Origin of the sequence: Sellimonas intestinalis (assembly GCF_001280875.1) — a bacterium.
Taxonomy (GTDB): domain Bacteria; phylum Bacillota; class Clostridia; order Lachnospirales; family Lachnospiraceae; genus Sellimonas; species Sellimonas intestinalis.
The window spans coordinates 1-21,567 of record NZ_LGAJ01000003.1; the positions used below are offsets into that span (position 1 = coordinate 1).

General features: G+C 38.5%; 21 protein-coding genes and 2 pseudogenes. 17 read left to right on the forward strand and 6 right to left on the reverse strand.

Going from position 1 to position 21,567, the window contains the following annotated elements; all coding sequences use genetic code 11:
- Positions 1 to 169, reverse strand: a pseudogene (locus tag AOA56_RS16685) (IS110 family RNA-guided transposase); the annotation flags it as partial.
- A 337-nt stretch (positions 170 to 506) separates the two neighbouring features.
- Between AOA56_RS16685 and AOA56_RS00785 the strand changes: the two are divergent.
- From AOA56_RS00785 to AOA56_RS00840, 11 genes and pseudogenes are all read left to right on the forward strand, one after another.
- Positions 507 to 1,010: an ATP-binding cassette domain-containing protein gene (locus AOA56_RS00785; protein WP_242843434.1), complete on the forward strand. Its 504-nt coding sequence runs from the start codon at positions 507 to 509 to the stop codon at positions 1,008 to 1,010.
- Between the two features lie 330 nt (positions 1,011 to 1,340).
- Positions 1,341 to 1,634, forward strand: coding sequence for a hypothetical protein (locus AOA56_RS00790; protein ID WP_024733096.1), 294 nt, complete (start codon positions 1,341 to 1,343; stop codon positions 1,632 to 1,634).
- A gap of 160 nt (positions 1,635 to 1,794) precedes the next feature.
- The gene (locus AOA56_RS00795; protein WP_162224684.1) at positions 1,795 to 2,091 is read left to right on the forward strand and encodes a plasmid mobilization protein; all 297 of its coding nucleotides are present in this window, start codon (positions 1,795 to 1,797) and stop codon (positions 2,089 to 2,091) included.
- A 6-nt stretch (positions 2,092 to 2,097) separates the two neighbouring features.
- Positions 2,098 to 2,724 (forward strand): relaxase/mobilization nuclease domain-containing protein, encoded by a 627-nt coding sequence (locus tag AOA56_RS00800; protein ID WP_024733094.1) that lies wholly within the window; start codon positions 2,098 to 2,100, stop codon positions 2,722 to 2,724.
- A gap of 107 nt (positions 2,725 to 2,831) precedes the next feature.
- The gene (locus AOA56_RS00805) at positions 2,832 to 3,473 is read left to right on the forward strand and encodes a hypothetical protein (RefSeq protein WP_053768769.1); all 642 of its coding nucleotides are present in this window, start codon (positions 2,832 to 2,834) and stop codon (positions 3,471 to 3,473) included.
- Positions 3,434 to 4,594 (forward strand): coiled-coil domain-containing protein, encoded by a 1,161-nt coding sequence (locus tag AOA56_RS00810; RefSeq protein WP_024733091.1) that lies wholly within the window; start codon positions 3,434 to 3,436, stop codon positions 4,592 to 4,594. The genes AOA56_RS00805 and AOA56_RS00810 overlap by 40 nt, the downstream gene beginning before the upstream one ends.
- Complete coding sequence (locus AOA56_RS00815; protein WP_024733090.1) at positions 4,557 to 5,579, forward strand: hypothetical protein; 1,023 nt, start codon at positions 4,557 to 4,559, stop codon at positions 5,577 to 5,579. Before AOA56_RS00810 ends, AOA56_RS00815 begins: the two co-directional genes overlap by 38 nt.
- Before the next feature lie 66 nt (positions 5,580 to 5,645).
- Positions 5,646 to 6,604: pseudogene (locus tag AOA56_RS00820) on the forward strand (DUF5688 family protein).
- Between the two features lie 12 nt (positions 6,605 to 6,616).
- A complete protein-coding gene (locus AOA56_RS00830) occupies positions 6,617 to 7,564 on the forward strand; it encodes a helix-turn-helix domain-containing protein (RefSeq protein ID WP_024733087.1) in 948 nt (315 codons plus the stop codon).
- A 13-nt stretch (positions 7,565 to 7,577) separates the two neighbouring features.
- A complete protein-coding gene (locus AOA56_RS00835; protein ID WP_024733086.1) occupies positions 7,578 to 8,006 on the forward strand; it encodes a hypothetical protein in 429 nt (142 codons plus the stop codon).
- Positions 8,007 to 8,216: 210 nt separating this feature from the next.
- A complete protein-coding gene (locus tag AOA56_RS00840; protein ID WP_053768770.1) occupies positions 8,217 to 10,436 on the forward strand; it encodes a VirD4-like conjugal transfer protein, CD1115 family in 2,220 nt (739 codons plus the stop codon).
- Positions 10,437 to 10,570: 134 nt separating this feature from the next.
- On the opposite strand, the gene AOA56_RS16455 is transcribed toward AOA56_RS00840, so the two are convergent.
- From AOA56_RS16455 to AOA56_RS00855, 5 genes are all read right to left on the reverse strand, one after another.
- On the reverse strand, positions 10,571 to 10,888 hold the full coding sequence (locus AOA56_RS16455; RefSeq protein ID WP_024733082.1) for a tyrosine-type recombinase/integrase: 318 nt from the start codon (positions 10,886 to 10,888) through the stop codon (positions 10,571 to 10,573).
- Positions 10,885 to 11,244 carry a tyrosine-type recombinase/integrase gene (locus tag AOA56_RS16460; RefSeq protein WP_202030956.1) on the reverse strand — a complete coding sequence of 120 codons (360 nt, stop codon included), beginning with the start codon at positions 11,242 to 11,244 and terminating at the stop codon, positions 10,885 to 10,887. Before AOA56_RS16460 ends, AOA56_RS16455 begins: the two co-directional genes overlap by 4 nt.
- A gap of 68 nt (positions 11,245 to 11,312) precedes the next feature.
- On the reverse strand, positions 11,313 to 11,588 hold the full coding sequence (locus AOA56_RS16175; RefSeq protein ID WP_024733080.1) for a site-specific integrase: 276 nt from the start codon (positions 11,586 to 11,588) through the stop codon (positions 11,313 to 11,315).
- On the reverse strand, positions 11,575 to 12,534 hold the full coding sequence (locus AOA56_RS00850; RefSeq protein ID WP_053768771.1) for a tyrosine-type recombinase/integrase: 960 nt from the start codon (positions 12,532 to 12,534) through the stop codon (positions 11,575 to 11,577). The genes AOA56_RS16175 and AOA56_RS00850 overlap by 14 nt, the downstream gene beginning before the upstream one ends.
- A complete protein-coding gene (locus AOA56_RS00855) occupies positions 12,534 to 13,781 on the reverse strand; it encodes a tyrosine-type recombinase/integrase (protein WP_024733079.1) in 1,248 nt (415 codons plus the stop codon). Before AOA56_RS00855 ends, AOA56_RS00850 begins: the two co-directional genes overlap by 1 nt.
- Before the next feature lie 403 nt (positions 13,782 to 14,184).
- On the opposite strand from AOA56_RS00855, the gene AOA56_RS00860 reads away from it, so the two are divergent.
- From AOA56_RS00860 to AOA56_RS00885, 6 genes are all read left to right on the forward strand, one after another.
- Positions 14,185 to 16,053, forward strand: coding sequence for a DUF5696 domain-containing protein (locus AOA56_RS00860; RefSeq protein ID WP_053768772.1), 1,869 nt, complete (start codon positions 14,185 to 14,187; stop codon positions 16,051 to 16,053).
- Between the two features lie 74 nt (positions 16,054 to 16,127).
- Positions 16,128 to 17,087 (forward strand): small ribosomal subunit Rsm22 family protein, encoded by a 960-nt coding sequence (locus AOA56_RS00865; RefSeq protein ID WP_024733078.1) that lies wholly within the window; start codon positions 16,128 to 16,130, stop codon positions 17,085 to 17,087.
- Positions 17,084 to 17,629 carry an acyltransferase gene (locus tag AOA56_RS00870; RefSeq protein ID WP_024733077.1) on the forward strand — a complete coding sequence of 182 codons (546 nt, stop codon included), beginning with the start codon at positions 17,084 to 17,086 and terminating at the stop codon, positions 17,627 to 17,629. Before AOA56_RS00865 ends, AOA56_RS00870 begins: the two co-directional genes overlap by 4 nt.
- A gap of 115 nt (positions 17,630 to 17,744) precedes the next feature.
- The gene (locus AOA56_RS00875; RefSeq protein ID WP_024733076.1) at positions 17,745 to 18,749 is read left to right on the forward strand and encodes an NAD-dependent epimerase/dehydratase family protein; all 1,005 of its coding nucleotides are present in this window, start codon (positions 17,745 to 17,747) and stop codon (positions 18,747 to 18,749) included.
- A 46-nt stretch (positions 18,750 to 18,795) separates the two neighbouring features.
- Complete coding sequence (locus tag AOA56_RS00880) at positions 18,796 to 19,926, forward strand: glycosyltransferase (protein ID WP_053768773.1); 1,131 nt, start codon at positions 18,796 to 18,798, stop codon at positions 19,924 to 19,926.
- Positions 19,927 to 19,940: 14 nt separating this feature from the next.
- Positions 19,941 to 21,563 carry a carbamoyltransferase C-terminal domain-containing protein gene (locus AOA56_RS00885; protein WP_053768774.1) on the forward strand — a complete coding sequence of 541 codons (1,623 nt, stop codon included), beginning with the start codon at positions 19,941 to 19,943 and terminating at the stop codon, positions 21,561 to 21,563.
- The last annotated feature ends 4 nt before the right edge of the window (positions 21,564 to 21,567 follow it).

Consider the following 21,567-nt stretch of genomic DNA (forward strand, 5'->3'; position numbering starts at 1 on the left):
CCATGACAATACGGGATTCCCACTCAACGGAATGGATAAGATTAACAAGAGACTTAATGTCACTAGCCGAGTGTTTGATCTCGAAAGGTGCAGCAACAATCTCACCAAGGGGGCGAATGATAGCGACCATACTTTTGCCTTTAGAAACATCGATACCTACTGCGTTCATAAATTTGTCACTCCTTAAGATTTAATTATGCAATGGATAAGCACCAGTTTTACTCATTGCCTATTCAATCTACTGTGGTGTGACACGAATTCACCTAAGGCGATTCAACCTGCATAAAACGAATGCTGCAAATGAGGAGCTGGTTATCAGTCTTATTTACGGACGCGAAGTCCAAGAAAGGGGACGACATACCTATTGCTCTATCATTATACAGCTTAGGCAACAAGATGGATAATTCCTTACTGGTTGTAAGGGATATTAACCATAAATATATTGTAGTAGAAAAGGAGAACATGTTGCAATTATTGGAAAGAGTGGAAGCGGAAAATCTACACTTATTAAATTAATGGCAGGTATTTTGATACCTACAGAGGGGAAGATTTTGCTATCAGGGATAGATTTAAAAAAAATAGAGTTATCATCATTATATAAAAGTATCGGATTTGTTATGCAAGATAGTCTTTTGTTTAATGATACAATAGAAGAAAATTTGCGTTATGGGAAAGAAGAAGCTAGTATGGAAGAAATATATAATGCGTGCCATAAAGCAGGAATATATGATGATATTAAAAAAATGCCAGAAGGATTGAAAACAGTTATTGGAGAAAGGGGAGAAAAATTATCAGGAGGTCAAAGACAACGACTTATTTTGGCTAGATTGTTTCTACAAGATAAAGAAATATTGGTGATAGACGAGGGCACAAGTGGCTTGGATCAGAAAACAGAAAATATAGTGTTCAATTCATTAAGGGCTATTCAAAAAGATAAAACAGTAATTGTGGTGACACATAAAGAGGAGTCTTTGGTTTGGTTTGACAAGATAATTAAAATAAATGAATAATATTTTGGCATACATAGAGAGCAAGAAATTAAAAGTGGATTTAAAAAGGGTATTAGGGAACAGTACTCCCTAATAAGATGGCATTTTGTTAAACAAAATGCGTATCTTGCCCAAAACATATCGTATTATACTGGCAGTCTGCCATACAAAAAACTGGCAGTCGGACATCCTGCAATGGCAGAAAGCCATACATCAGGTACAGTAGGGGGACTACCTGATAGGAACCTAAAGAAACCTAGAGGAACGAGAGATAGAATGATATAGTATAAGTGGAAACAAGCAGTTGAGGCTGCTTGTTTTTTTGTAGATAAAGGGAAAGGGGGGGATGGAATGAAAATAAAGAAAACATTCCGGCTGTCAGAGGATATTGTTGAACTGATGGATCACAGAGATCAGCGGAAATACCCATCAAGGGAATTTTATTTGGAATCTGCAGTCAGGAAATTCGCAGAGAATCCAGATGACAAAACAGATGAAAAACTGGAATCTATCCTAAGTGCAGTGCACAAAAACGAGCAGCTGGGAATGGAAATTCTTTCTCAACTTCAAAAGGGAAAAAAGACGGAACATGTACAAAAGATCAATGAGGAGTTTGATCTGGATACTTTTGATCATTTGTTGTAACAGGAGGAATGAAATGGATTTTGAAAAATGGCATGACCAAGTTAAAAAGACAATGGCGAACAGGCTGAAAGAGAGTTGGCTGATGTAAATGATTCCGGCGATGAACTCATGTAAAAAAGAAAAATATATTGGAATTCGACTATCAGAAAAAGAATATCAGATGGTTAAGAGTGAAGCGGAACATGATCCAGACTGCAGGTCGAAGAGCGGGACAATCAATATCAGTAAGTTTATCCGAAACAGGGTTTTAATGCCGGAAAGAAATGCAATTCGGGTTGAAAGAAAGATGGAGGATTTGATTTTTCAAATTCGAAAAATCGGAATCAATATTCATCAGGTCACGAGAAAAATGGATTCTGAGTTTGGAGAACTTTCTGATATCCAAGTGCTCAAGGAAGAGCAGAAAAAGATTGAGGATCTGCTGAAAGAACTGATTCAGCTTTATGCTCGGAGATAAGTGAGTATGGCAATTACAAAATTGATGCACATTAAAGAGCGAAAACAAGGGAATCCGTCGGCAGGACTTTATGCCTGTATCTGTTATATTCTCAATGAAGAAAAAACGGAACATCAGATATGGATAGGTGGGAACTGTGGAACGGAGGCGCAGGAAATTTATGAAACTATGATGGACACAAAACGGGATTTTGAAAAACTGGATGGGAGGCAAGGCTATCATTTTGTCTTGTCTTTTACCAAAGGAGAAGGAAACGAAGGGCAGGTGTATCAAATAACAAAAGAATTTTGTGAAGCATACTTAGGAGACGCTTATGATTATGTATTTGCTGTCCATAATGACAAAGAGCACCTGCATGCTCATATTTGCTTCAATTCGGTTTCCAGATTAACCGGGTATAAGTATCGCTATGTGAAAGGAGACTGGGAAAAACAGATCCAGCCAATGGCAGACCGGATTTGTGAAAAGCATGGTCTGATGAAACTTCAATTTCAAGAAGAACGTACCGGAAAACAGTACGGAGAGTATCTAGCAGAAAAAGAGGGCAGGATGACATGGAAAAAAATTATCCAGATGGATATTGACTATGCGATTTCACGATCCAGGACTATGGAGGAGTTTGTGGCCGGCTAAAGCAGGATGGGTATCAGATCCGGTATGGTACTTGGCAGAAAACGGAAACATACCTGACTTTTTATGCACCGGGAGCAAAACATGGAAGAAGAGATCGCAGTCTTGGAATGGGATATCGCTATGCAGAAATCAAGAAAAGAATCCAACTTCAGGAAAAACACCGGCAGATGCCGCCCATCGTAAAAGCAGTGAAAAAAGGGAAACTCTGCAGCCGGCTTCAGTCCCGTTATCAGATACGAAAGGTGAAAAAATTATATCGTATCAGATATTTTCACTACTTGAATCCCTATGCAGTGAATCAAAGTGCGATCCGGAAACAATTGCTTCATATCCACTTTTTGTCTGCAGAAGTGGGGGTAATGCTGAAGTACGGAATTCGGTCCGTGGAAGATGCGGAAGCTGTATATCAGGAACTCCGTTTGGAAAATCGGCAAAGCGGGAAATCTGGACTTGGATCGGAGGAACTTGCCGTGCGTCAGAAATATCAGGCTTTAAGAAAACAAGTTGAAAAAAAGACAATGGATGATCACCAAATGGAAATGATACTAGATCAAATGGAAGAATTGGAGAGGCAATACCCAGGCGGTCTGCTCATGGCACAGGAAAGGGAGACAAAGGAAAATCCGGATGTCAAAGTCCTGAGGCGAATGGTACGGAAAGAACGCAAAGAGCAAGAAGCAGCATTGGAAATGCAAAAGAAAGGAGCAGCATGTCCGAGGAAAAATCAGCACCAAGAAAGGATACGTTAATTGAGCAGGTTTTACAGTGCCAGATTGTCATTGCAAGAAATATTGGATTAGACCGGGACGTGGTTTCGTTTCTGGAGAGTATTACGGACTGGAAAAAAAGAGAATGGTATTATCTGGCAGCATTGGATGGCATGTCCTGTAAGGATCTGCAGGAGATGGAGCAGAAAGATATGAGTACCAGTCAGATTAGAAAAGAACGCCTTTTTTATCTAAAGAATCTTTATACGGATCATGACGAATTAGGTGAGGAAGTGCTGAAGTTGAAAAATGAGATTACGGATACCAGAAAACAGAGCGAACAGCTCAGAACTTTGGTTGAAGAAAATCTGGAAACCGCATTCAAACGAGAAGCAGAATCATACAAACATCTGATAGAAGAAAAGGAGAAGCGGATTCAGTTCCTTGAAGAAGAACTGAAACACCAGAAAAAAAGGGAACAGGCGGTCAGTTTAACACGAGGAGCCAAGAAACAGTTCTGGTATCGGAAAAGAAAAAAGGAGCTGGAAGGACTGTTGACGAACGAAAAAATGTCAGATGAGCAGAAAGATTTTTTGATTGACTGTCTGGAAGAAGGACTGACGCCCAAACAGATTATGGAGTTTGCAGATCCGAATTTTAGTGTCAACGTAATGAGACGATTAAAGCAATTGCAGCAAAGAGGTGGATTACATGGGGTATTGGAAGAATTGGCCGATAAGTATGGAGGATTGATTTCGGATCTTCGATTTGATTACAAGAGAAGGGAAGCTGCCATGATGGATCTGTTAGCCATGCAGCTTCAGAAAAATTCCACAGTGGATAGGGAACAGCGGGAGGCAATGTTGTATTTGTTTGGATTCCCGTGGAGAAAGGAGGGAAACTGTATCGGAGTAGAAAATTTTGAAGGTATTTTGGCGCAGATGACAGTGATTGGATATAGTGACAAAGAAGCATGTGCTTATCTGATAGACGAAGAAGGCGCATACTATCGGTGGAGCTGTCCGAAAACAGCTGTATGGAAGGGCTGTTCTGTCTCAATGCACCCGGAGATGGAGAAAATCACAGATCCAGTCCGTTGCAGACAATGTGAAAGGATGATGGAAAATGGAGAAAAAGGAACCGGGATGGAAAGCGGGGTATGAAGCCAAGAAGGAACAGATGAAAGCGTGGTTGCAGGAATTTTCCAAGTATCAGCAGGACCCACAGCAGATTATGGAATTTCTTGAGTTTGGAAGTCGGTTTTACCATTATAGCCTTCGGAACACCCAGATGATTTATCAGCAAAATCCAAACGCAACGTTTGTACAGTCTTATAGTGCATGGAAACAGATGGGAGTCAGTGTAAAAGGACAGAAAGGAATCAGGGTATATGTGCCGAAATATGTGACATACCTGATGATTGATCAGCAAGAAGCAGTGCAATTGAAACTGGCAACTGCAGAACAAAGAGCAGCTTATCAACGAGGGGAAATCCAGGGGAAACAGATCTTGACTTATGGAATTGGTAATGTTTTCGATATTTCCCAGACTAATTTTCCAAAAGAACAATACCCGGCCCTGTTTCAGATGGGACGAAATTCGGAAGAGCACGGTCGATGGATTGAGGTTTTGACAGCATTTGCGGAGGAGGAACTGTATTGCAGGGTAACGGATCAGGATATGGAATCCATTTCATTAAGAGGATTTTACCGTTATAAAGAGGACAGTAAAGAAATTGTTTTGAACCACCTTCTGAACGATACGGAGAAGCTGTCCACGCTAAGCCATGAAATTAGACATGGTGTCACCTATCAGGAAGAGATGGACAGAGCGGAAGCGGAATTACGAGCGGACATGATATCCATGATGCTGCAGTGGAACATGGGAATTGAAGTGACAGAATCCAGAAAGAGACATTTTCAGGTTCATTATCAAATTGTGTGGAAAGGATTTGGGGATCATGCTGAAGAAAAAATGGATCATCTGCTGGAACAGGTTTTTCAAACCTATAAACGAATCAACGAGAAATTAGAACTCTATCAAAGTATGAGCCAAAAAGCGGATAGAAAGGAGCAAAAATATGGAAGAGAATACAAAAAAAAATGTGGGAGTTGTACGGTAAGTTTCATCAGACTCAGAAGGCTGTAGTAGAAAGAGAAGCATTCTTTTTAGATGGACAATTAGTGTATGAAGCAGAACAGGAGGCAGAGAAGGATGAATAGAAAAGAACGGAATCAATATGTAGAGCAGCATATAAAGGACTATCTACCACAGGAGTATCAGCAGGCAGACGTAAAAGTATATGAAGTCAATAAAAGAAATGGAATAATCCAAGATGGTCTGGTAGTTAGACAGAAAGGAGTGGCAGTATCCCCAATGCTATATCTGGATGCATATGATTATTCTTATCCGGAAACAGCCTTGAAAAAAACAGCCAGAGATTATGTGGATATTGTTGCCAACGGCCAGAATTTGATAGAAATGCTTGTTGAAAAAATGAAAGGGGAAGAGAATATTTTGAACCGTGTTACGCTGCGTGCGATCAATCGGGAAAGAAATACGGTGTTTTTAGCGGACAAACCCTATATGAAGCTTCAGGATCTTGCATTCTATCCGGTAGTAGAGATTACGAATAATCTGTCGCTTGATATCAATTATGACCTTTGTTCAATCATGAATCTTTCAGGAAAAGAAATACTGGGAATTGCTGCAAAAAATCTGATAGAGCAAAAACCGGTGATTTCGTCTATAACTGATGTACTGATCGATGAAAATATAATCCCAGCTATTCTACCTGCGGAAGAATTACGAGAAGTCTTTCCGGTTCCGATGTATGTTGTTACAAATTCCAACAAGTATTTTGGGGCTGCGCATATTATGAATCCGAACGTGATGAAAGCCTTCAGAATATCTTTCAGGGTGAGTTCTATATCCTGCCGTCATCGGTGCACGAGTTGATCGCAGTCGATCCTAAAAAATTTGATCAGCCGGATGCGGAGTATGAAAAAATGGTTCAGGAAATCAACCAAAGTGAGGTGGAATATGGGGAACAGTTGTCGGACCATATCTATCGGTATCGGAGTAAGGAGACCGGGCTGGAAATGTATCAAGAAGGAAAATGGTACGAAAACAGCATCCAGATCCCGACACCGGAAAAGATCCCAAAACGATAAGGGGGAAGATTCATGGAACCATCTACGAAACTAGAAGAATTGTACTCTTATCATCAAAAGGGAATGGAAGAAATTTTGTCCAGACAGCAATTGGAAGAGCTTTTTCGGCATCCAGAACAAAAGACCGGAGAGTTTGAACACTGGCTGAATACGCAATGTCAGACCGGACAGTTAAAGAAGCTGGTCCCGTTAGAGGAACCTACAAAATTTGGAAGTCTGATTGCAGAAAGACGCAAAGAGATTGGAATGTCCGTGGAGCAGTTGTCAAGGCTCTGTCTGATTTCGCCGGAGCAGCTAAAGTGGATTGAAGCCGGAGTGTTCAATCCGGATCAAAATACGTTACAATGGCTTGCCAATGCAATCGGAGTGCACCGATCTAATCTGTTAAATGGACAGATCAAATTAAAGCCGGATTATCAGGAATGTCTTAAAGCGATAGAAGGCATGCAAGACGAACTGCTGTTGGCTAAAGAGCATCTGAATCGTTTGAATCAATTTGTTGCGGATCATGGTGTGACGGAGTACCAAGTTCAGAAACATGAGGATCAATATCGAGTCAAACGTACAGTTAGTAAAGAAGTGCAATTAAATGGCGTCATTCGGGAATGGAAGGATGAAAAGTCTGCAAGGCAATTCGCAGATCAATTAAATCAAAGAAAAGCAATTATGGAAGATAAAACCGATTCGGCCCGGTATGTTGTGCGGTCAGAAGAAGGCTTTTTGAAAGCGGAAAAAGAAGAGGAGAATCAGCCGGAAGAGATTTATCTGATTGTAGACACGAAGACCGGGGAAGCGGTGTTGGATCAAAGAGACGTTATCTTGGAATTTCGCAATAAGGAAACCGCACAAAGCTACGCGGATCGGTTAAATCAGAAAGAAATAGCCTTGGAATCATCCATAGAGAAGACTGTATCCTTACAAAAAATTCAGAATTTGCCGCAATTACAGCCTGGAAAGTAGGAGAGGATAAACGATGGATCAGGAAGATGAAAGAGTACTTTATAACATTCAGAATGGTACCCGGATGGTAAGTATGCTGTTATTTGCAGATGCCAGAATGGCATTATGGTTATATCAGATGCTATCCAGAATGTATGATCAGAAGTTGTTAAAACACACGGATCTTCTTACATTCGAAAAATTCATAAAGGTTACAAAAGGGAAACTGGATTTAATCAATGTGCCGGGAAATACGGTCCGTTTCCAGCAGGATTTAAAACAGGCACAAATCCGTTACTGTGTGATGCCGGATCTAATCAATCGGATGGAATGGTCCAGATTGCCGTGTTCAGTGAAGATCGGCAGAAGTTTCAGGCATTATTTGAACAGCATATTAACCGGGAGATGCAGGGAGGCCGGAAAGGGATCGAAGAATTATCCCGGCCGACAGAAAACCACGTGAGTTATATTAGTATTCAATGTATACGGGAAAATTATACCAATATCCGCCAGAAGAAGCGGAGCTGAATTGAAAAAGCATTATACCAAAGTGGCAGACTCTATACAGCAATCTTCCAAGATCGCATTAGGCAAAGAAGCAGCTGTGAAAACGGGAAGACCGGAAAAAATTCCGGCAAATCCAATCAAAGCAAAATAGGCAGGAGGATCTGGCATGATTGAAAAGCAGAAACCCGCAATTGGACTGTATGTAATCGCATTGCTTATTTTTTTGACAGTGAGTTATTTCCTGTCCGGATTGTTCCTCTTTTCCGGTTTGTCTATAGAGAATCTGCAGGATACTGCAGCCTATATTTTTCTGCATCCATTAAGAAACTGGTGGAATGACAAAAGCCCGGCCTGTCTGGGAATTGGCCTATTAGGCTGGATTTGTTTTGTAAACTGGCACAGCTATCATAACCGAAATTTCCATTTTAATAAGGAATATGGATCAGAAGAATGGGCGACACCCGGAAGTCTAAAAAGAATTCGGAATAAAGATGAACGGAAAAATAGAATCCTGAGCAAACATGTGTCCGTATCCATGGAGGGGGTGTTATCCAATAACAATATGTTTATTATTGGATCGTCGGGATCTTATAAAACCAACGCTGTCGTCACTCCCAATTTACTAAAGGCAGCAAATCACTATATTGCGCTGGACGTGAAAGGGGAGCTGCAGTATAAATTTGGACATTATCTGCAGGAAAAAGGGTATACGATCCGGTCTTTAAATCTCAAAAACCCGGAGAAATCGGACCGTTACAATCCATTCCTCTATATTGAGAAGGAAGAAGATTTAATCAGGCTGATCACAAATCTCCATGAAGCGGTAAAAAAACTGGATGCCATGCAGGGCGAACCGTTTTGGGATGACGGAGTAGATCTGTATTTGCAGGCGATTTTCTACTACGAATGGCTGGAGTCGATGGAAGAATCCCGTGTGGGAAGTATGAACAATATTCTATATCTGGTCAATTTGGAGACACAAAAGATGCCGGATGGGGAAACTACAAGACTCCAGCTGGAAATGGACAAGCTGGCAAAACGAAAAGGGGATTTTTACCCGCCGGTACGGGATTACCGAAAACTGAAAGAAGGGGCAACGGAAACTGTTCGGAGTATCATCATCATGGTAAATGCAATGCTAAAACTCTGCGAAACGGCAGGGGTAAAACGCATTTTTGAAGGAGATGATATCCAGATACGGGAATTGGGAGCAGGAGTTGGAGGAACAGCAGAGCATCCAACAGACCGTAAGATTGCGTTGTTGCTGGTCTTGCCGGATAATGACAGATCCTACAATTTTTTGATTTCCATTTTTTATACCCAGGCATTCGATATCTTAATGCGGATGGCAGATAACGAATACCATGGTCCTCTCCCTATTCCGGTTGAGTTCTGGATGGATGAATTCTATGCCGGGTCAAAACCGACCGATCCGGATGTCCTTCTGGGGGTGGTAAGATCCCGAAATATTTGTATGATGCCGGTGCTGCAGTCGGTTTCCCAGATTAAGACATTATTCAAAAATGATAAATGGGAAACCATGCTGGATAATTGTGCGACCTTATTGTACTTGGGATCGGGGCCGGGAGCATTATCTACTCATAAATATATTTCCGAACTGCTTGGAAAAATGACGATTGATACACGCCATGATGGCCGCAGCATGGGAAGAAATGGAAGTACCAGTGAAAATTACCAGCAGTCCGGGCGTGAACTGATGACTCCGGCCGAAGTCAAGCGACTTGATCGAAAAAAGTGCATTATTTTTATGGAAGGGCAAAGACCGATTCTGGATGAAAAGGCATTGCCTTTCCATACGAAAGAGTATCTTCATGCAATGGAATTAAACAAACAAGGCGGTTATGAGCATCCGGTTTTTACATATTACGATTCTGAAACTATGTCCTATCACACGATCCTGTGTCGGGACCGTATTCACATTTTAGACCGGAAAGAAGCAGAATATTATTTGGAAGCTGCCAAGAAAGACCCGAATATCCATGTATTTCAGGCAAAAGGAAAAGAATTTCTCTATCAGGACTGGAATAAAGCTCCGTTTCCTTCTGAGCAGGAAATTGAAAAGGCATTTCAAAATATTATAAGAAATGTAAATCGGGAAGCGGATCAAACGCCGCCAGAGGATGTTCTGGCAATGAAAAATGGGCAGAAACAGTCTGATTTGGAAGAAAAGGAAGAACAATGGGATTTATCCGGATCTCTGATAGAATGTATCAAGCGATACAGTGCAAGGCTGTCGGAGGAAGAATTAAATGAGATTATTTTAGGGATTGAACAGGGGCTGACAGAAAAACAGATAAAAAGTTATTTTCAGTATCCGGCAAAAAAAATGGAGCAACATAGAAAAGCATTTTTATTAATAAAATAATTAAGGGGGAATGAAAGCGTTAGACCGACATCGGTCTAAAATTTTTAATGCCTCGTAAAAAATAAGACCGATAAATTCTGCGAAAGCCGGTGTTTACACCATGTTTAGCAAGAAAGTATCGGCCTAATTCTGAGCTACTTTAGTCCTAAGATTTTTAACTTTTCATCTTCGGTAAGGAAGTCCCATTTCCTTACCGGCTGTTTGCCCAACATCTTTGAAATGGCTTCTGCCGCCATTTCAGGATCAGTCTCCGCATAGATTTCCGTTGTGGAAATATCCTCATGCCCAAGAAGTTTTGCTATCTCCGGGAGAGAGACCCCAAGCCTGTATAGCTGCGCCCCATAGGAATGTCGGAGAAGGTGCGGATGGATGGAAGGCAGCTTTGGATTGGAACAGCGGGCAGCGTCCCCATACTTTTTCAGGATGCGCTGCACGTTGTCCTCAGACATCATTTCTCTGCCACCTTTTGCAGTCGGATAGAAAAGATAATCATCCGGGTTCTCTTTGGGATGGTAAAGGGGCAGTAATACTTGTAGTTTTTTAGAAAAGAATCCTCCGGGATAGGGACGATATGCGGTTTGTTTCCTTTACCGGTGATTCGGATGTACGGATACTTTTCATTTATAATGACGTCTTTTAACTGGACAGAACGCATTTCGGCAAGTCGCGCCCCGGTTGAGAACAGGAACAGGATAATGAAGCGATCCCGTACCCCTATCTTTGTCTGTGGCGGCTGCGCAAGGAGCAGTTCAATATCTGCCTTATCCAGCCAGTTATGGCGTTTCGGGTACGTTTTCTTGTGCTTCACAGCAGAAATGCTGATTTGCAGGGGTACAAGCTCCATATCACGGGTGGCGGCATATTTCAGGTGTGCCTTTATCCCGGACAGCCGGACATTCCGTGTGCCCCAACACTGTTGTTGTCAGCAACACTGCTCAAAAATTCGCGGATCACTTCTTCTGTAATAAAATCAGTTGTGATCTGGTCAACAGTTTTTGAGTAGGTTTCGTAGAGATAAATACGGAAAGCGTTCAATGACTGGCAGTAAGTTTCGATTGTCCGTTCGCTGTGAAGTTCAGAGCGCAAGTGGTTGAAAAAATCCTTTGTGTAGATGAAAAACATCTTTTTTGGCTTTTGTTTATTCTTCCGCATAGACCACACCGATTCCTTTCTCAAGGGCGTCCACCTTCTCCCGGTAGACAGGGAAAAGCTGTGAGGTGATATGCAGATAGTACAGTGTATAGCGGATGTGCTTGTGTCCCATGTACCTGCAAAGATACTGAATCCAGTTATAGAAATCTTCTCCTGCGTCAGCACATTTTTTAATGTTTTGAACAGCAAAGAGATGGCGGAGGCCATGCGTTGTAAACCTTTTTCCGGGCAGCTCCAACAACCCTGCCTTTTTAAGTATGGCCTGAAAAATCTTGCTGACATCGGCGCTTATCATGTGTTCCCGTTCCTGGTTCGGCTTGAAAAAATAAGTACGATCAGGGAACTGCTTCTGGTAATACCGGTCAAAACGGTAGCATAAGTCCAGAAGGTCATCTGACAAGGGAAGCTCCCTGTCTTTCATGCCCTTCGATTGGTAGATACAGATCGTCCCTTTGGGGAAATCAATATCTGACACCTTCAGGTTGCACGCTTCGGAGCTGCGGAGGCCACAACAGTAAACCAGCCGGAAAAATACCGGGAACATCGTGTCTTTATACGGATATGTCTCTGTCGGGATCAGCTTGGTGTCAACAGTTTCAAAAAACAACGAAAGCTGTTCATCCGTAAACAGATGGGGTTCCTCTGCCTTTGGCCTCTTAATCCGGTAATTCGGGACATAAGCGTTTAAGCCAAGCGACTGCTGGTATTCCCCGATATGCTTCATTGTTAAGACCCGCCGCGCCATGTGGTGCCGGGATGGAGAATCGGAGCTGTGAATCCATGTTTCGGCAATCTCCTTTGTAAGTAGTGTGGCTTCTGGATACTCTCTGGCGCAGAAAGCATCAAAGTCGTTAAGGAAAAAACCAATAAACTTTAGCTGCAAACCGGAACGGTGCCGGATGGTAAGCATTTCTTCCATAACAGGGCCAAATTTACTTGCGTACATCAGTATTCCTCCCTTCGGCAAGGGATCAGGGAGATGTCTAACGCACACCGCTTCATTTTTGCTTCATCCGTTGAGAGATACACGCGGACAGAGTTTTTGTCGATATGCCCTAACATTTCGGAAATGAGCGGTAACGGTGTTCCTGACTGCAAAAGCCGCGACGCAAAAGTGCGCCGGTAAATATGGAGACCATCGTGCGGAAGATTTTCATAGGATTCCGTCCCCTGTGTACGGTATTTCATCCTGTAATGCCTGCGGGCCAGCTTTTTTATCGGGTCTACGGACGTGACAAAAATATATTCCTGCTTACAATCCCGGCGCTCGTTCAGGATGTAATCAATAATGGCGTTTTGTGTGGCGCTGTCTATGGGAATTTCAAGGTCAACCCCCGTCTTTTTCTGGTGGATATGGATGGTCTCTTTTTCCAAGTCGATGTCGCAGAACCTCAATGCCCGGATGTCGCAGCTTCGGAGGCTGGTGTGCAGCGCCAACAGGAGAATCGCCTGATCCCTCTTGTTGACAAGGCTGTCCGGCTCATCTTCCAGAAGGTCTGCCTCTACTTTTTCGTCAATCGTAGTAATGATCTTGTTTCTGGACTGGCGGATTTTAGGCAGGGCATAAGGAAGGGTCTTGCAGGCTGTGTAACCGGCATCTGTCGCAAACCGCAGAAACTTTTTCAGGACACACAATTCCGTCTGGAACCCTTTCAGGTTCCGGTTCTTGAACCGGTCTGTCTGGAAATAGTCCAGAAGGTTTTGGTTCCTTGCATCGGAAAACTTTGTAATACCTACGCTTTCCAGATAAAGGAGAAGCTTGCGGGCCATGGAACTGTACGACTTTATGGTAGTCGGATATTTGCCTTCCTCTTTCATAACTTCCTGAAATTCAACAAGAATGTTTTTATATTCATCAGTTTCAGGAAGTTCCGGGGTGAAACACAGATAATGACGCCATTCCGTCAGTGTTCCGGCCTGCTGTTCTGCCGGCAGATGGACGAACCTGTGCAGTGCTTTCCAGCCAACATAGGATGCGCTAAGCACGCAAGCCGGATCGTGATCCAGAGAATTGACCCATTTAAGGCAGAGCGTCAGTTCAAACGGCTGATCCAGACTTTTTAAGTGTCCTACCAGCATTTCAGTAAAGCGTTTGTAACGGTCAAGCACAGCATGGGACGTTGTGCCTAACCGTATGATTGTGGCGATGGTTTCGTCAACGAGATGACGGAACCCTTGTTCATCAAATTTCATAGGGACTCCTTTCTGTGGTTGGTGACTTGCTATCACCTACACTATATCAGAAAGGACGAAGTAGCTTAGAATTAGACCGATACTTTTTGCTTGGCTTGGCGATTTTACGGGTTTCATCACATATTTATTGGCATAACTAATTACCCGGCATTAAATATGCTTTTTGAGTGAAAGCAAGATAAGGTGGAGTTTGGTAGATCAACAAATATTACATATTTTTTTGCTACAAAGGCAAGGGATATTATATTTCTTGATATTTCAAGAAGAAAGAATTTCGATTTTGTATGTTTTATGGCTATAGTTCAGTTATATAGGTACAATGTATGGTTTTCGATAATAAAAAATACTTTTATTATTAAATCAGAATTTATTCTAAATTATTGAATCAAGGAAGTGCCATCAAATGGAAATTGAATATCAAAATATGAAAATTAAAATATGCGAAAGAACATTAAAAATTGAGATTAGATATAATGAAACTTTTTGGAAGAGCGATTCATCATATAATCCATACTTTATAGAAAATAAACAAAAGTACTATTTAAATGAGGCCGATATTATTAACCACAATAAGTGGGAAAATGCTATAGGTATAGGAATTGATACTTACTTTTCGGGATTTGGTAATTTTGAAAAAAACTATGAATTAATGACAAGAGTATGGATAGAAAAAAATGATAAAAATGTCATATTTGAGTTAATTCCGATAAAAGAAGATGAGAAGATAAGTGAAATATGTTGGCCTTGTCATTTTGAATTTGAGAAAAAAAGTCAAAATTGGTATACACTAATTAATGTACAGCAAGGGCTATTGCTACCGAATACATGGGAAAACGAATTTGGAATGCCATTTTTTGATGGACAATTTTGTACTTCAGCTTCCTATATGCCATGGTATGCACAAATAAAAGATGGACAAGGTTATCTTGCTATTTGTGAACAACCATGGGATGCATTTTATTACGTTGATCATCCAGCAGGAGGACCATATACACATATAGGCGTTAGATGGGTACCAAGCTTAGGATTGATGCGTTACAAAAGATGTATAAGAATGATTTTCCAAGAAAATACAGATTATACAAAGATTTGTAAAAAGTATAAACAATATATAAAGGAACAGGGGAAGTTTATAACTTTAAAGGAAAAAAGAATTAAGTTGGATGTAGATAAATTAGTTGGAGCCGCTATTATTCATGAAGGAATAAAAACAAGTATTGCTAATACGTCTATCTTTTATGATAAGAACAATATTCAGAACAATTATTCCCTTACTACTTTTGAAGAAAGAAAAGAGGAAATTATTAATTATTCAAAGCTGGGATTAGAAAAAGCCTATGTTCATTTAGATGGATGGATGCAAGATGGATATGATAATAAACATCCAGATGCATTAGAAGCATGTAAAGAAGCGGGAGGATGGGATGCATTTAGGGATTTTATTAAAACACTACATGATTTAGGATATGCGGGCGGTATTCATGATCAATATCGAGACTTTTATTTTGATGCAAAATCTTTTTCAAAAGAATTTGCATGTCAAAATTCTGATGGAAATATTACGGTGCATCAATTATGGGCAGGTGGAAAACAATCCTATTTATGTGCATCTCAAGTACTACCTTTTGTAAAAAGGAATTACAAAAACTTGGAAGAGCATCAAATAGATTTAGATGGTACATATATTGATGTGTTTAACTGTAATGAAGGGGATGAATGTTATAATTATAAGCACAAAATGTCACGAAAAGAATGCCTGGATTATAGAATGCAGATTTTTTATTATTTAATTTCAAAAGGAATTTTAACTAGCTCAGAAGAAGTAACTGACTGGAGCTTACCTGGAGTAGTATTTGCTCATTATGCACCATACAATTTTATGATGTATGATCAAAAAGCCGCAAGAAATGGAATACCGGTTCCGTTGTTTAATTTAGTTTATCATGAGTGTGTTATTATTCCGTGGATGATGGAAAAGTATAAAGATGAAGATTATATGCTTTATGCATTAATCAATGGCGGAATACCGTATTTAAAAAGAGAATCATCATATCCTAATATGGATGGATGCTTCGGAAATGATGAAAATTTAAGTCTTAAAGAACGAATAAAGCGTTGCAAAATTGTAATGGATCTGCATAAAAAAGTAGTCTATAAAGAATTAATTAAACATGAGTTTATTGATAATGATTATAAAAAACAAAAAAGTGTTTTTTCTGATGGGACAGAAGTAGAAATCGATTTAAATACTAATAGGTTTTATATAAAGTGAATTATAGATAAAAAAAATATATATATGCTATAATGTATCTGAAAACTTAGTATTTAGAGAAAGGAGAATATATTATGGCATTTCCACAGGAATTAGCAATTGTTATTCAAAAAGAAATGGAGAAACTTGACTTAAAACAAGTAAAAATAATATCTGATAATATTACAAATAAGTATAGGAACGAGAGTGGGAAAAATAGGTCACTTATTAATAAAGAAATAGAAGCGCTTGTCTATTCCGCTGTTCGGATGCCAGCAACATATGAAGCTGTATCTAGTGTTTTAGACCAAACAAAAAAACTATATAGCAAAGAATGTAAAAGCCTTTTAGATGTTGGTGCTGGTACTGGGGCAGCAACTTGGGCAGCTTGTAATTATTTCAATATAGAAAAAATTGTATGCTTAGAAAAAGAAGCTGCAATGGAAAAGATTGGAAGAAAATATATGAGAGAAGGCCATAGAGCTATTCAACAAGCAGAATGGTATTCACAAGATTTAATTAACATGGAAATTGAAGAAAAATATGATATGGTAATTTCCTCATATGTTTTAAATGAAATGACTGGAAGTGCCAGAAAGACTGTTATTAGTAAATTATGGAATTGTGCCGATAAATTATTAGTTATTATTGAACCAGGAACGCCAAAAGGATTCGATGTAATAAAATATGCTAGAGAACAACTTCTTAATTTAGGAGCACATATAGTGGCACCATGTCCGCATGAACAAGAATGTAGGATAAAAAGTGACGATTGGTGTCATTTCACATGTAGAGTGCAAAGAAGTAAATTGCACAAATTGATAAAAAATGCCGATGTTCCTTATGAAGATGAAAAATATTCATATATTGTTTTTGCGAAAGAAAAAGTAGACAACGAAGGAGTGAGAATATTAAGACATCCACAGATTGCGAAAGGTAGAATTGATTTGGAGATTTGTGGAAAAAATGAAAATAAAAAAATTAGAATTACAAAAAAGAATAAAGAATTGTTTAAAAAAGCAAGGAAAGTGAAATGTGGTGATATGATAAAATGAAAAATATTGATTGGGATTTTCTAAAAAAGGATATGACCTTTATAATATTGAATTGTTTAGTTAATAGAATTCCTTGTTGGAGAATTAGAAAAAAGTTTTATGAAGGATTTGGAATGAAAATAGGGAAGGGGGCGAGAATAGGTTTATATACCATAATAATTGCACCACAAAAAATAGAATTAGGGGAAAGAAGTATTATAAACCATTCATGTTTTGTGGATGGAAGTGGAAAAGTCATTATTGAAAATGATGTATCTATCTCCTGCTTTGCAAAAATAATTTCGTGTACACATAGTACAAGATCGGAAATATTTGAGTATAAAACCAATCCCATATGGATAAAAAATAATGTATGGATAGCAACGGAGGCGATTATTCTAGATAATTCTATAATCGAAGAAAAAGCTATAATTGGATCGGGGAGTATTTTTAAGGGGAAAGCCGAGAGTAATTGCATATATTATGGAAATCCTTCTAAAAAAATTAAAGATAGGCAACTAAATAAAAATTACAGAATAGATTTTAATCCTTATTTTAGATAAATGGTTATTATATAGAAAGTGTGAGTATTTCTTTTATAAAAAGAATGAAATATAAAAATACCCATTTTATCATAACATAAAAATAAAAGAAATGGAATATAGGAGGAGATGCAAAATGAAAGTATTTATTTCAGGTGTTGCGGGCTTTTTGGGAAGCCATTTAGCAGATAGTCTTATTAATCAAGGTGTAGAAGTGGTTGGAGTTGATAATTTAGTAGGCGGGCAATTGAAAAATGTAAATTCAAAAGTGGAATTTCATCAGGAAGATTGTGGTAATTTAAAAAAGATGAATGAGTATATGAAAGGGTGCGATGTGGTTTTTCATGCAGCATGTACAGCTCATGATGGACTGTCATTGTTTTCACCGTATTATATTACTCATAATACATTTGGGATTACTATGAGTGTCTTGAGTGCTGCGGCACAGAATAAAATAAAAAAATTTATATATTGTTCTAGCATGTCTAGATATGGGGAGCAGGAAACACTGCCATTTATAGAAGAAATGGATTGTAATCCTAGGGTACCATACGGAGTGGCAAAATATGCTGCGGAACTGGTAATTCGACAAATATGTGAACTAAATGACATATATTTTAATATTGTTGTGCCTCATAATATAGTCGGACCAAGGCAGCGTTCAAATGACCCGTTCAGAAATGTAGCTGCAATAATGATTAATAGAATGTTACAAGGGAAACAACCGATAATTTATGGAGATGGGGAACAAAAAAGGTGTTTTTCTGATATTGAAGATGTAATTTATTGTATTGAGCAACTAATTTTTAGAAATGACTTGAATGGAGAGATTTTTAATATTGGACCTGATGAGGAATTTGTGTCGATAAACGAATTGGCTAAAATAATTGCAAATGAATTAAAATTTAATCTGCACCCAATTTATGTTCCAGCACGCCCAAACGAGGTCAAATATGCCACCTGTTCAGCAGAAAAGGCAAGAAGGATATTAAATTATAAAACTAAAGTAGATTTAAAAACAAGTATTAAAAGGATGGTTGATTACATAAAGAAAGATGGAGCAGAGGAGTTTGAGTACAATTATGATATTGAAATAATTAATGATAAAACTCCCAAGACATGGAAAGATAAAATGATATAAAAGTTTTTTAAAGTAATACCATTAAGAAAAAATTAGGAGGAGAAAGATGAAAATTTTGATTTTAGCATATTATAATCCATGGATTAGTGGGGGCGGTCATAGGCCGATTTGCTTATGTGAAGAGGATATTGCGCGTGGTGATGAAGTTGTTTTTTTATTTGAAAGTGATTCAGAAATAGATCAAATGAAAAAATTTTCACTGTTTAATTCTCACAGATTACGACTTTTACGGAGAGACAAAGAATCAGGAAAACTTATAGCTATGCATCAACAGGCCGAAATTTTTGAAACAGAAGATGACATTTTAGAAAAATGGAGACCAGATTATATTAAATCCCATAATCCGGTAGAAAGTTTTCTTGGAATCTTAAAAAAGGCAAAAGAAAAAGGAATTTTTCACATTTATGATCAGATGGATTTTTGGGATGGATTTCCTGTACAACCTTGGGGGAAAGATGTGGAAAAGGAATATATCTCTATGGCAGATCAATGCATTACTATTAGTGAATGGCTAGCTCAAAAGAATCGAGAGATTACAGATAAAGAATTTAAAGTTATTCCAAATGCAATAAAAAATGCATTTGCTGATAAATTATTTATGAGTTATGAAGAAGTAAAAGGACGTAGTAAAAGAAAGAAAAAACAAATTATTTATTCTGGAGCTATTTGGCCAGAGTGGTTTGAAATGGATATTATAGAATATCTTGTTGAAAAATTTCCGGAATACGAATTTTTGATGTTAGGCCCATATTTGCCATGCAAAGATGAAGATGATGGGAGAAATATTGCTGAAATTATTAAAAACTTAGAACATAATTATAATATTAAATTTTTGGGACAAGTTCCACACGAAGAATTAGTATCATACTTACGACAAGCGAATTTAGCAATAGTTCCGTTTGTGGTTAATGAAGTTACCAAAGCGTGTTCACCATTAAAATGTTTTGAGTATTTGGGAGCGTTTCTGCCAGTTGTTTCAACAAATTTACCAGAAATTAAAAATTATCCAATGATAGAATTTGCATGTAGTAAAGAAGAGTTTGCAAATAAAGTTGAAAAAATGATTGATCATAAAATTACTGAAAATGAATATAAAATGATGCGTAATTTTACGGAAGAGAACACATGGAAAGCACGAAGTCAAGAGATTAATAATATCATTATCGATAAAAATTAGGCTAGGAGATAAAAATGATTTCTTTAGGAATTTGTGGAGGACATGACGCCAATTGGTGTGTCTTTAAGGATGGAAAATTATTAGGGGCATTTGAAAAAGAAAGATTTTCAAGGATTAGACATGATTCAGGAAATGTTATGGATTATGTTGAGAAAACATTAAGAAAGTTAGGAATTAGCCCTAATGAAATTGATGTTATTATGACAACAGAAGCCAATTTTAAGGGAACGGATCCAGGATTAGAATATGTTAGCAAAAAGGTATATGATGAACCAAATGAATGGGTTGAAATGAAAGTTAAATTTTACGGAAGAGAGATACCATGCTTTTCAGTGCCGCATCATTTGAGTCACGCATCATATGCGTTTTATACAAGTAATGAGGAAGAGTCAGTGACTTTAACATGGGATGGAGGTGGAGATTTTTATACAACGAATGCGTATACCTCTACAAGTATTTCTTATTGGGAGAACAATAAACTTAAGTGGTTTAAAAAAATAGGAAATTGTGATATTGGCTCGCTTTGGCATATTTATTCTAAAAGTATTTTTCAGAATCCATTCGCTGCTGGTAAGCTTATGGGATTGGCTGCATTAGGAGAAAACAAATTTGTAGAAACATTTGCGGATTATTGTATGAGACCTGTAAGAGGATGTCTAAATCCAGCAAAAGCTATCAAAAACTGTTGGCCGGATGAGGATATGCCAATGTTTTCTGCTGTAAATAGTTGGCAGCATAAAGATGCTGCAGATATTGCATATGCTATACAAAAGGTTACAAACTATGCCGGAATAAATTTAGCAAAAAAAGCGTATGAGGTGACAAAAGCTAAAACGTTGTGTTTGGGTGGAGGAGTGGCACTAAACGGTTATTTAAATACGGAACTTGCCAAATTAAAGATATTTGATCGAGTCTTTGTTCCACCTTCAGTACATGATGGAGGTCTTTCTCTGGGGGCTGTTATGTTTATTTTGAATAATGTACTAAACTTAAAAACTTGTAAAATAAGTGATCAGGACTTGGTATTTAACGGTACAGAATATAATGATGAGGAATGTATAGGAGCTATCCAGAAATATGGGGTGAAGGCAGAACCTTTAAATCGATTTAGTATTATTCAACGAACTGCAGAGGAAATTAGTAATGGAAAAGTAATTGCTTGGTATGAAGGCAAGAGTGAACATGGACCAAGAGCGTTGGGACATAGAAGTCTCCTGGCTGATCCGAGATATCCGAAGATAAAAGAAAGACTTAATAACGAGATTAAATTTAGAGAACCATTTCGTCCGATTGCACCGGTAGTATTGGAAAAAGATGTGCATTATTGTACAAGGGATATAGAGTATAGTCCTTTTATGATGCACATTGTAGAAACTACGGATGAATTTCGAGATGAAAATCCAGCAGCGGTTCATTTAGATGGAACAGCTAGAATACAGACAGTTGCCGGTAATTCTGGGATTGGAGAAATCATTGAATATATGAAAGAGAATACTGGGGGAAAAGCTTTACTAAATACTTCATTTAATTGCAACGAACCTATTGTAGAAACTCCAGAAAATGCAATAAAGACATTTTTAGAAGTTCCTATTGATTATTTGTGCTTAAATGGCAAATTTTGGATAAAAAAGGAATAAAAAG

Excerpts from the sequence above, each read along its gene's own strand:
- AOA56_RS00885 (WP_053768774.1), top strand. The coding sequence starts at position 19,941 with ATGATTTCTTTAGGAATTTGTGGAGGACATGACGCCAATTGGTGTGTC.
- AOA56_RS00840 (WP_053768770.1), top strand. The coding sequence starts at position 8,217 with ATGATTGAAAAGCAGAAACCCGCAATTGGACTGTATGTAATCGCATTG.
- AOA56_RS00795 (WP_162224684.1), top strand. The coding sequence starts at position 1,795 with ATGGTTAAGAGTGAAGCGGAACATGATCCAGACTGCAGGTCGAAGAGC.
- AOA56_RS00810 (WP_024733091.1), top strand. The coding sequence starts at position 3,434 with ATGTCCGAGGAAAAATCAGCACCAAGAAAGGATACGTTAATTGAGCAG.
- AOA56_RS00790 (WP_024733096.1), top strand. The coding sequence starts at position 1,341 with ATGAAAATAAAGAAAACATTCCGGCTGTCAGAGGATATTGTTGAACTG.
- AOA56_RS00860 (WP_053768772.1), top strand. The coding sequence starts at position 14,185 with ATGGAAATTGAATATCAAAATATGAAAATTAAAATATGCGAAAGAACA.
- AOA56_RS00855 (WP_024733079.1), bottom strand. The coding sequence starts at position 13,781 with ATGAAATTTGATGAACAAGGGTTCCGTCATCTCGTTGACGAAACCATC.
- AOA56_RS00805 (WP_053768769.1), top strand. The coding sequence starts at position 2,832 with ATGGGATATCGCTATGCAGAAATCAAGAAAAGAATCCAACTTCAGGAA.
- AOA56_RS00870 (WP_024733077.1), top strand. The coding sequence starts at position 17,084 with ATGAAAAATATTGATTGGGATTTTCTAAAAAAGGATATGACCTTTATA.
- AOA56_RS00830 (WP_024733087.1), top strand. The coding sequence starts at position 6,617 with ATGGAACCATCTACGAAACTAGAAGAATTGTACTCTTATCATCAAAAG.
- AOA56_RS16175 (WP_024733080.1), bottom strand. The coding sequence starts at position 11,588 with ATGCGGAAGAATAAACAAAAGCCAAAAAAGATGTTTTTCATCTACACA.
- AOA56_RS00835 (WP_024733086.1), top strand. The coding sequence starts at position 7,578 with ATGGATCAGGAAGATGAAAGAGTACTTTATAACATTCAGAATGGTACC.
- AOA56_RS16455 (WP_024733082.1), bottom strand. The coding sequence starts at position 10,888 with ATGATGTCTGAGGACAACGTGCAGCGCATCCTGAAAAAGTATGGGGAC.
- AOA56_RS00875 (WP_024733076.1), top strand. The coding sequence starts at position 17,745 with ATGAAAGTATTTATTTCAGGTGTTGCGGGCTTTTTGGGAAGCCATTTA.
- AOA56_RS00850 (WP_053768771.1), bottom strand. The coding sequence starts at position 12,534 with ATGTACGCAAGTAAATTTGGCCCTGTTATGGAAGAAATGCTTACCATC.
- AOA56_RS00800 (WP_024733094.1), top strand. The coding sequence starts at position 2,098 with ATGGCAATTACAAAATTGATGCACATTAAAGAGCGAAAACAAGGGAAT.
- AOA56_RS00880 (WP_053768773.1), top strand. The coding sequence starts at position 18,796 with ATGAAAATTTTGATTTTAGCATATTATAATCCATGGATTAGTGGGGGC.
- AOA56_RS00865 (WP_024733078.1), top strand. The coding sequence starts at position 16,128 with ATGGCATTTCCACAGGAATTAGCAATTGTTATTCAAAAAGAAATGGAG.
- AOA56_RS00815 (WP_024733090.1), top strand. The coding sequence starts at position 4,557 with ATGGAGAAAAAGGAACCGGGATGGAAAGCGGGGTATGAAGCCAAGAAG.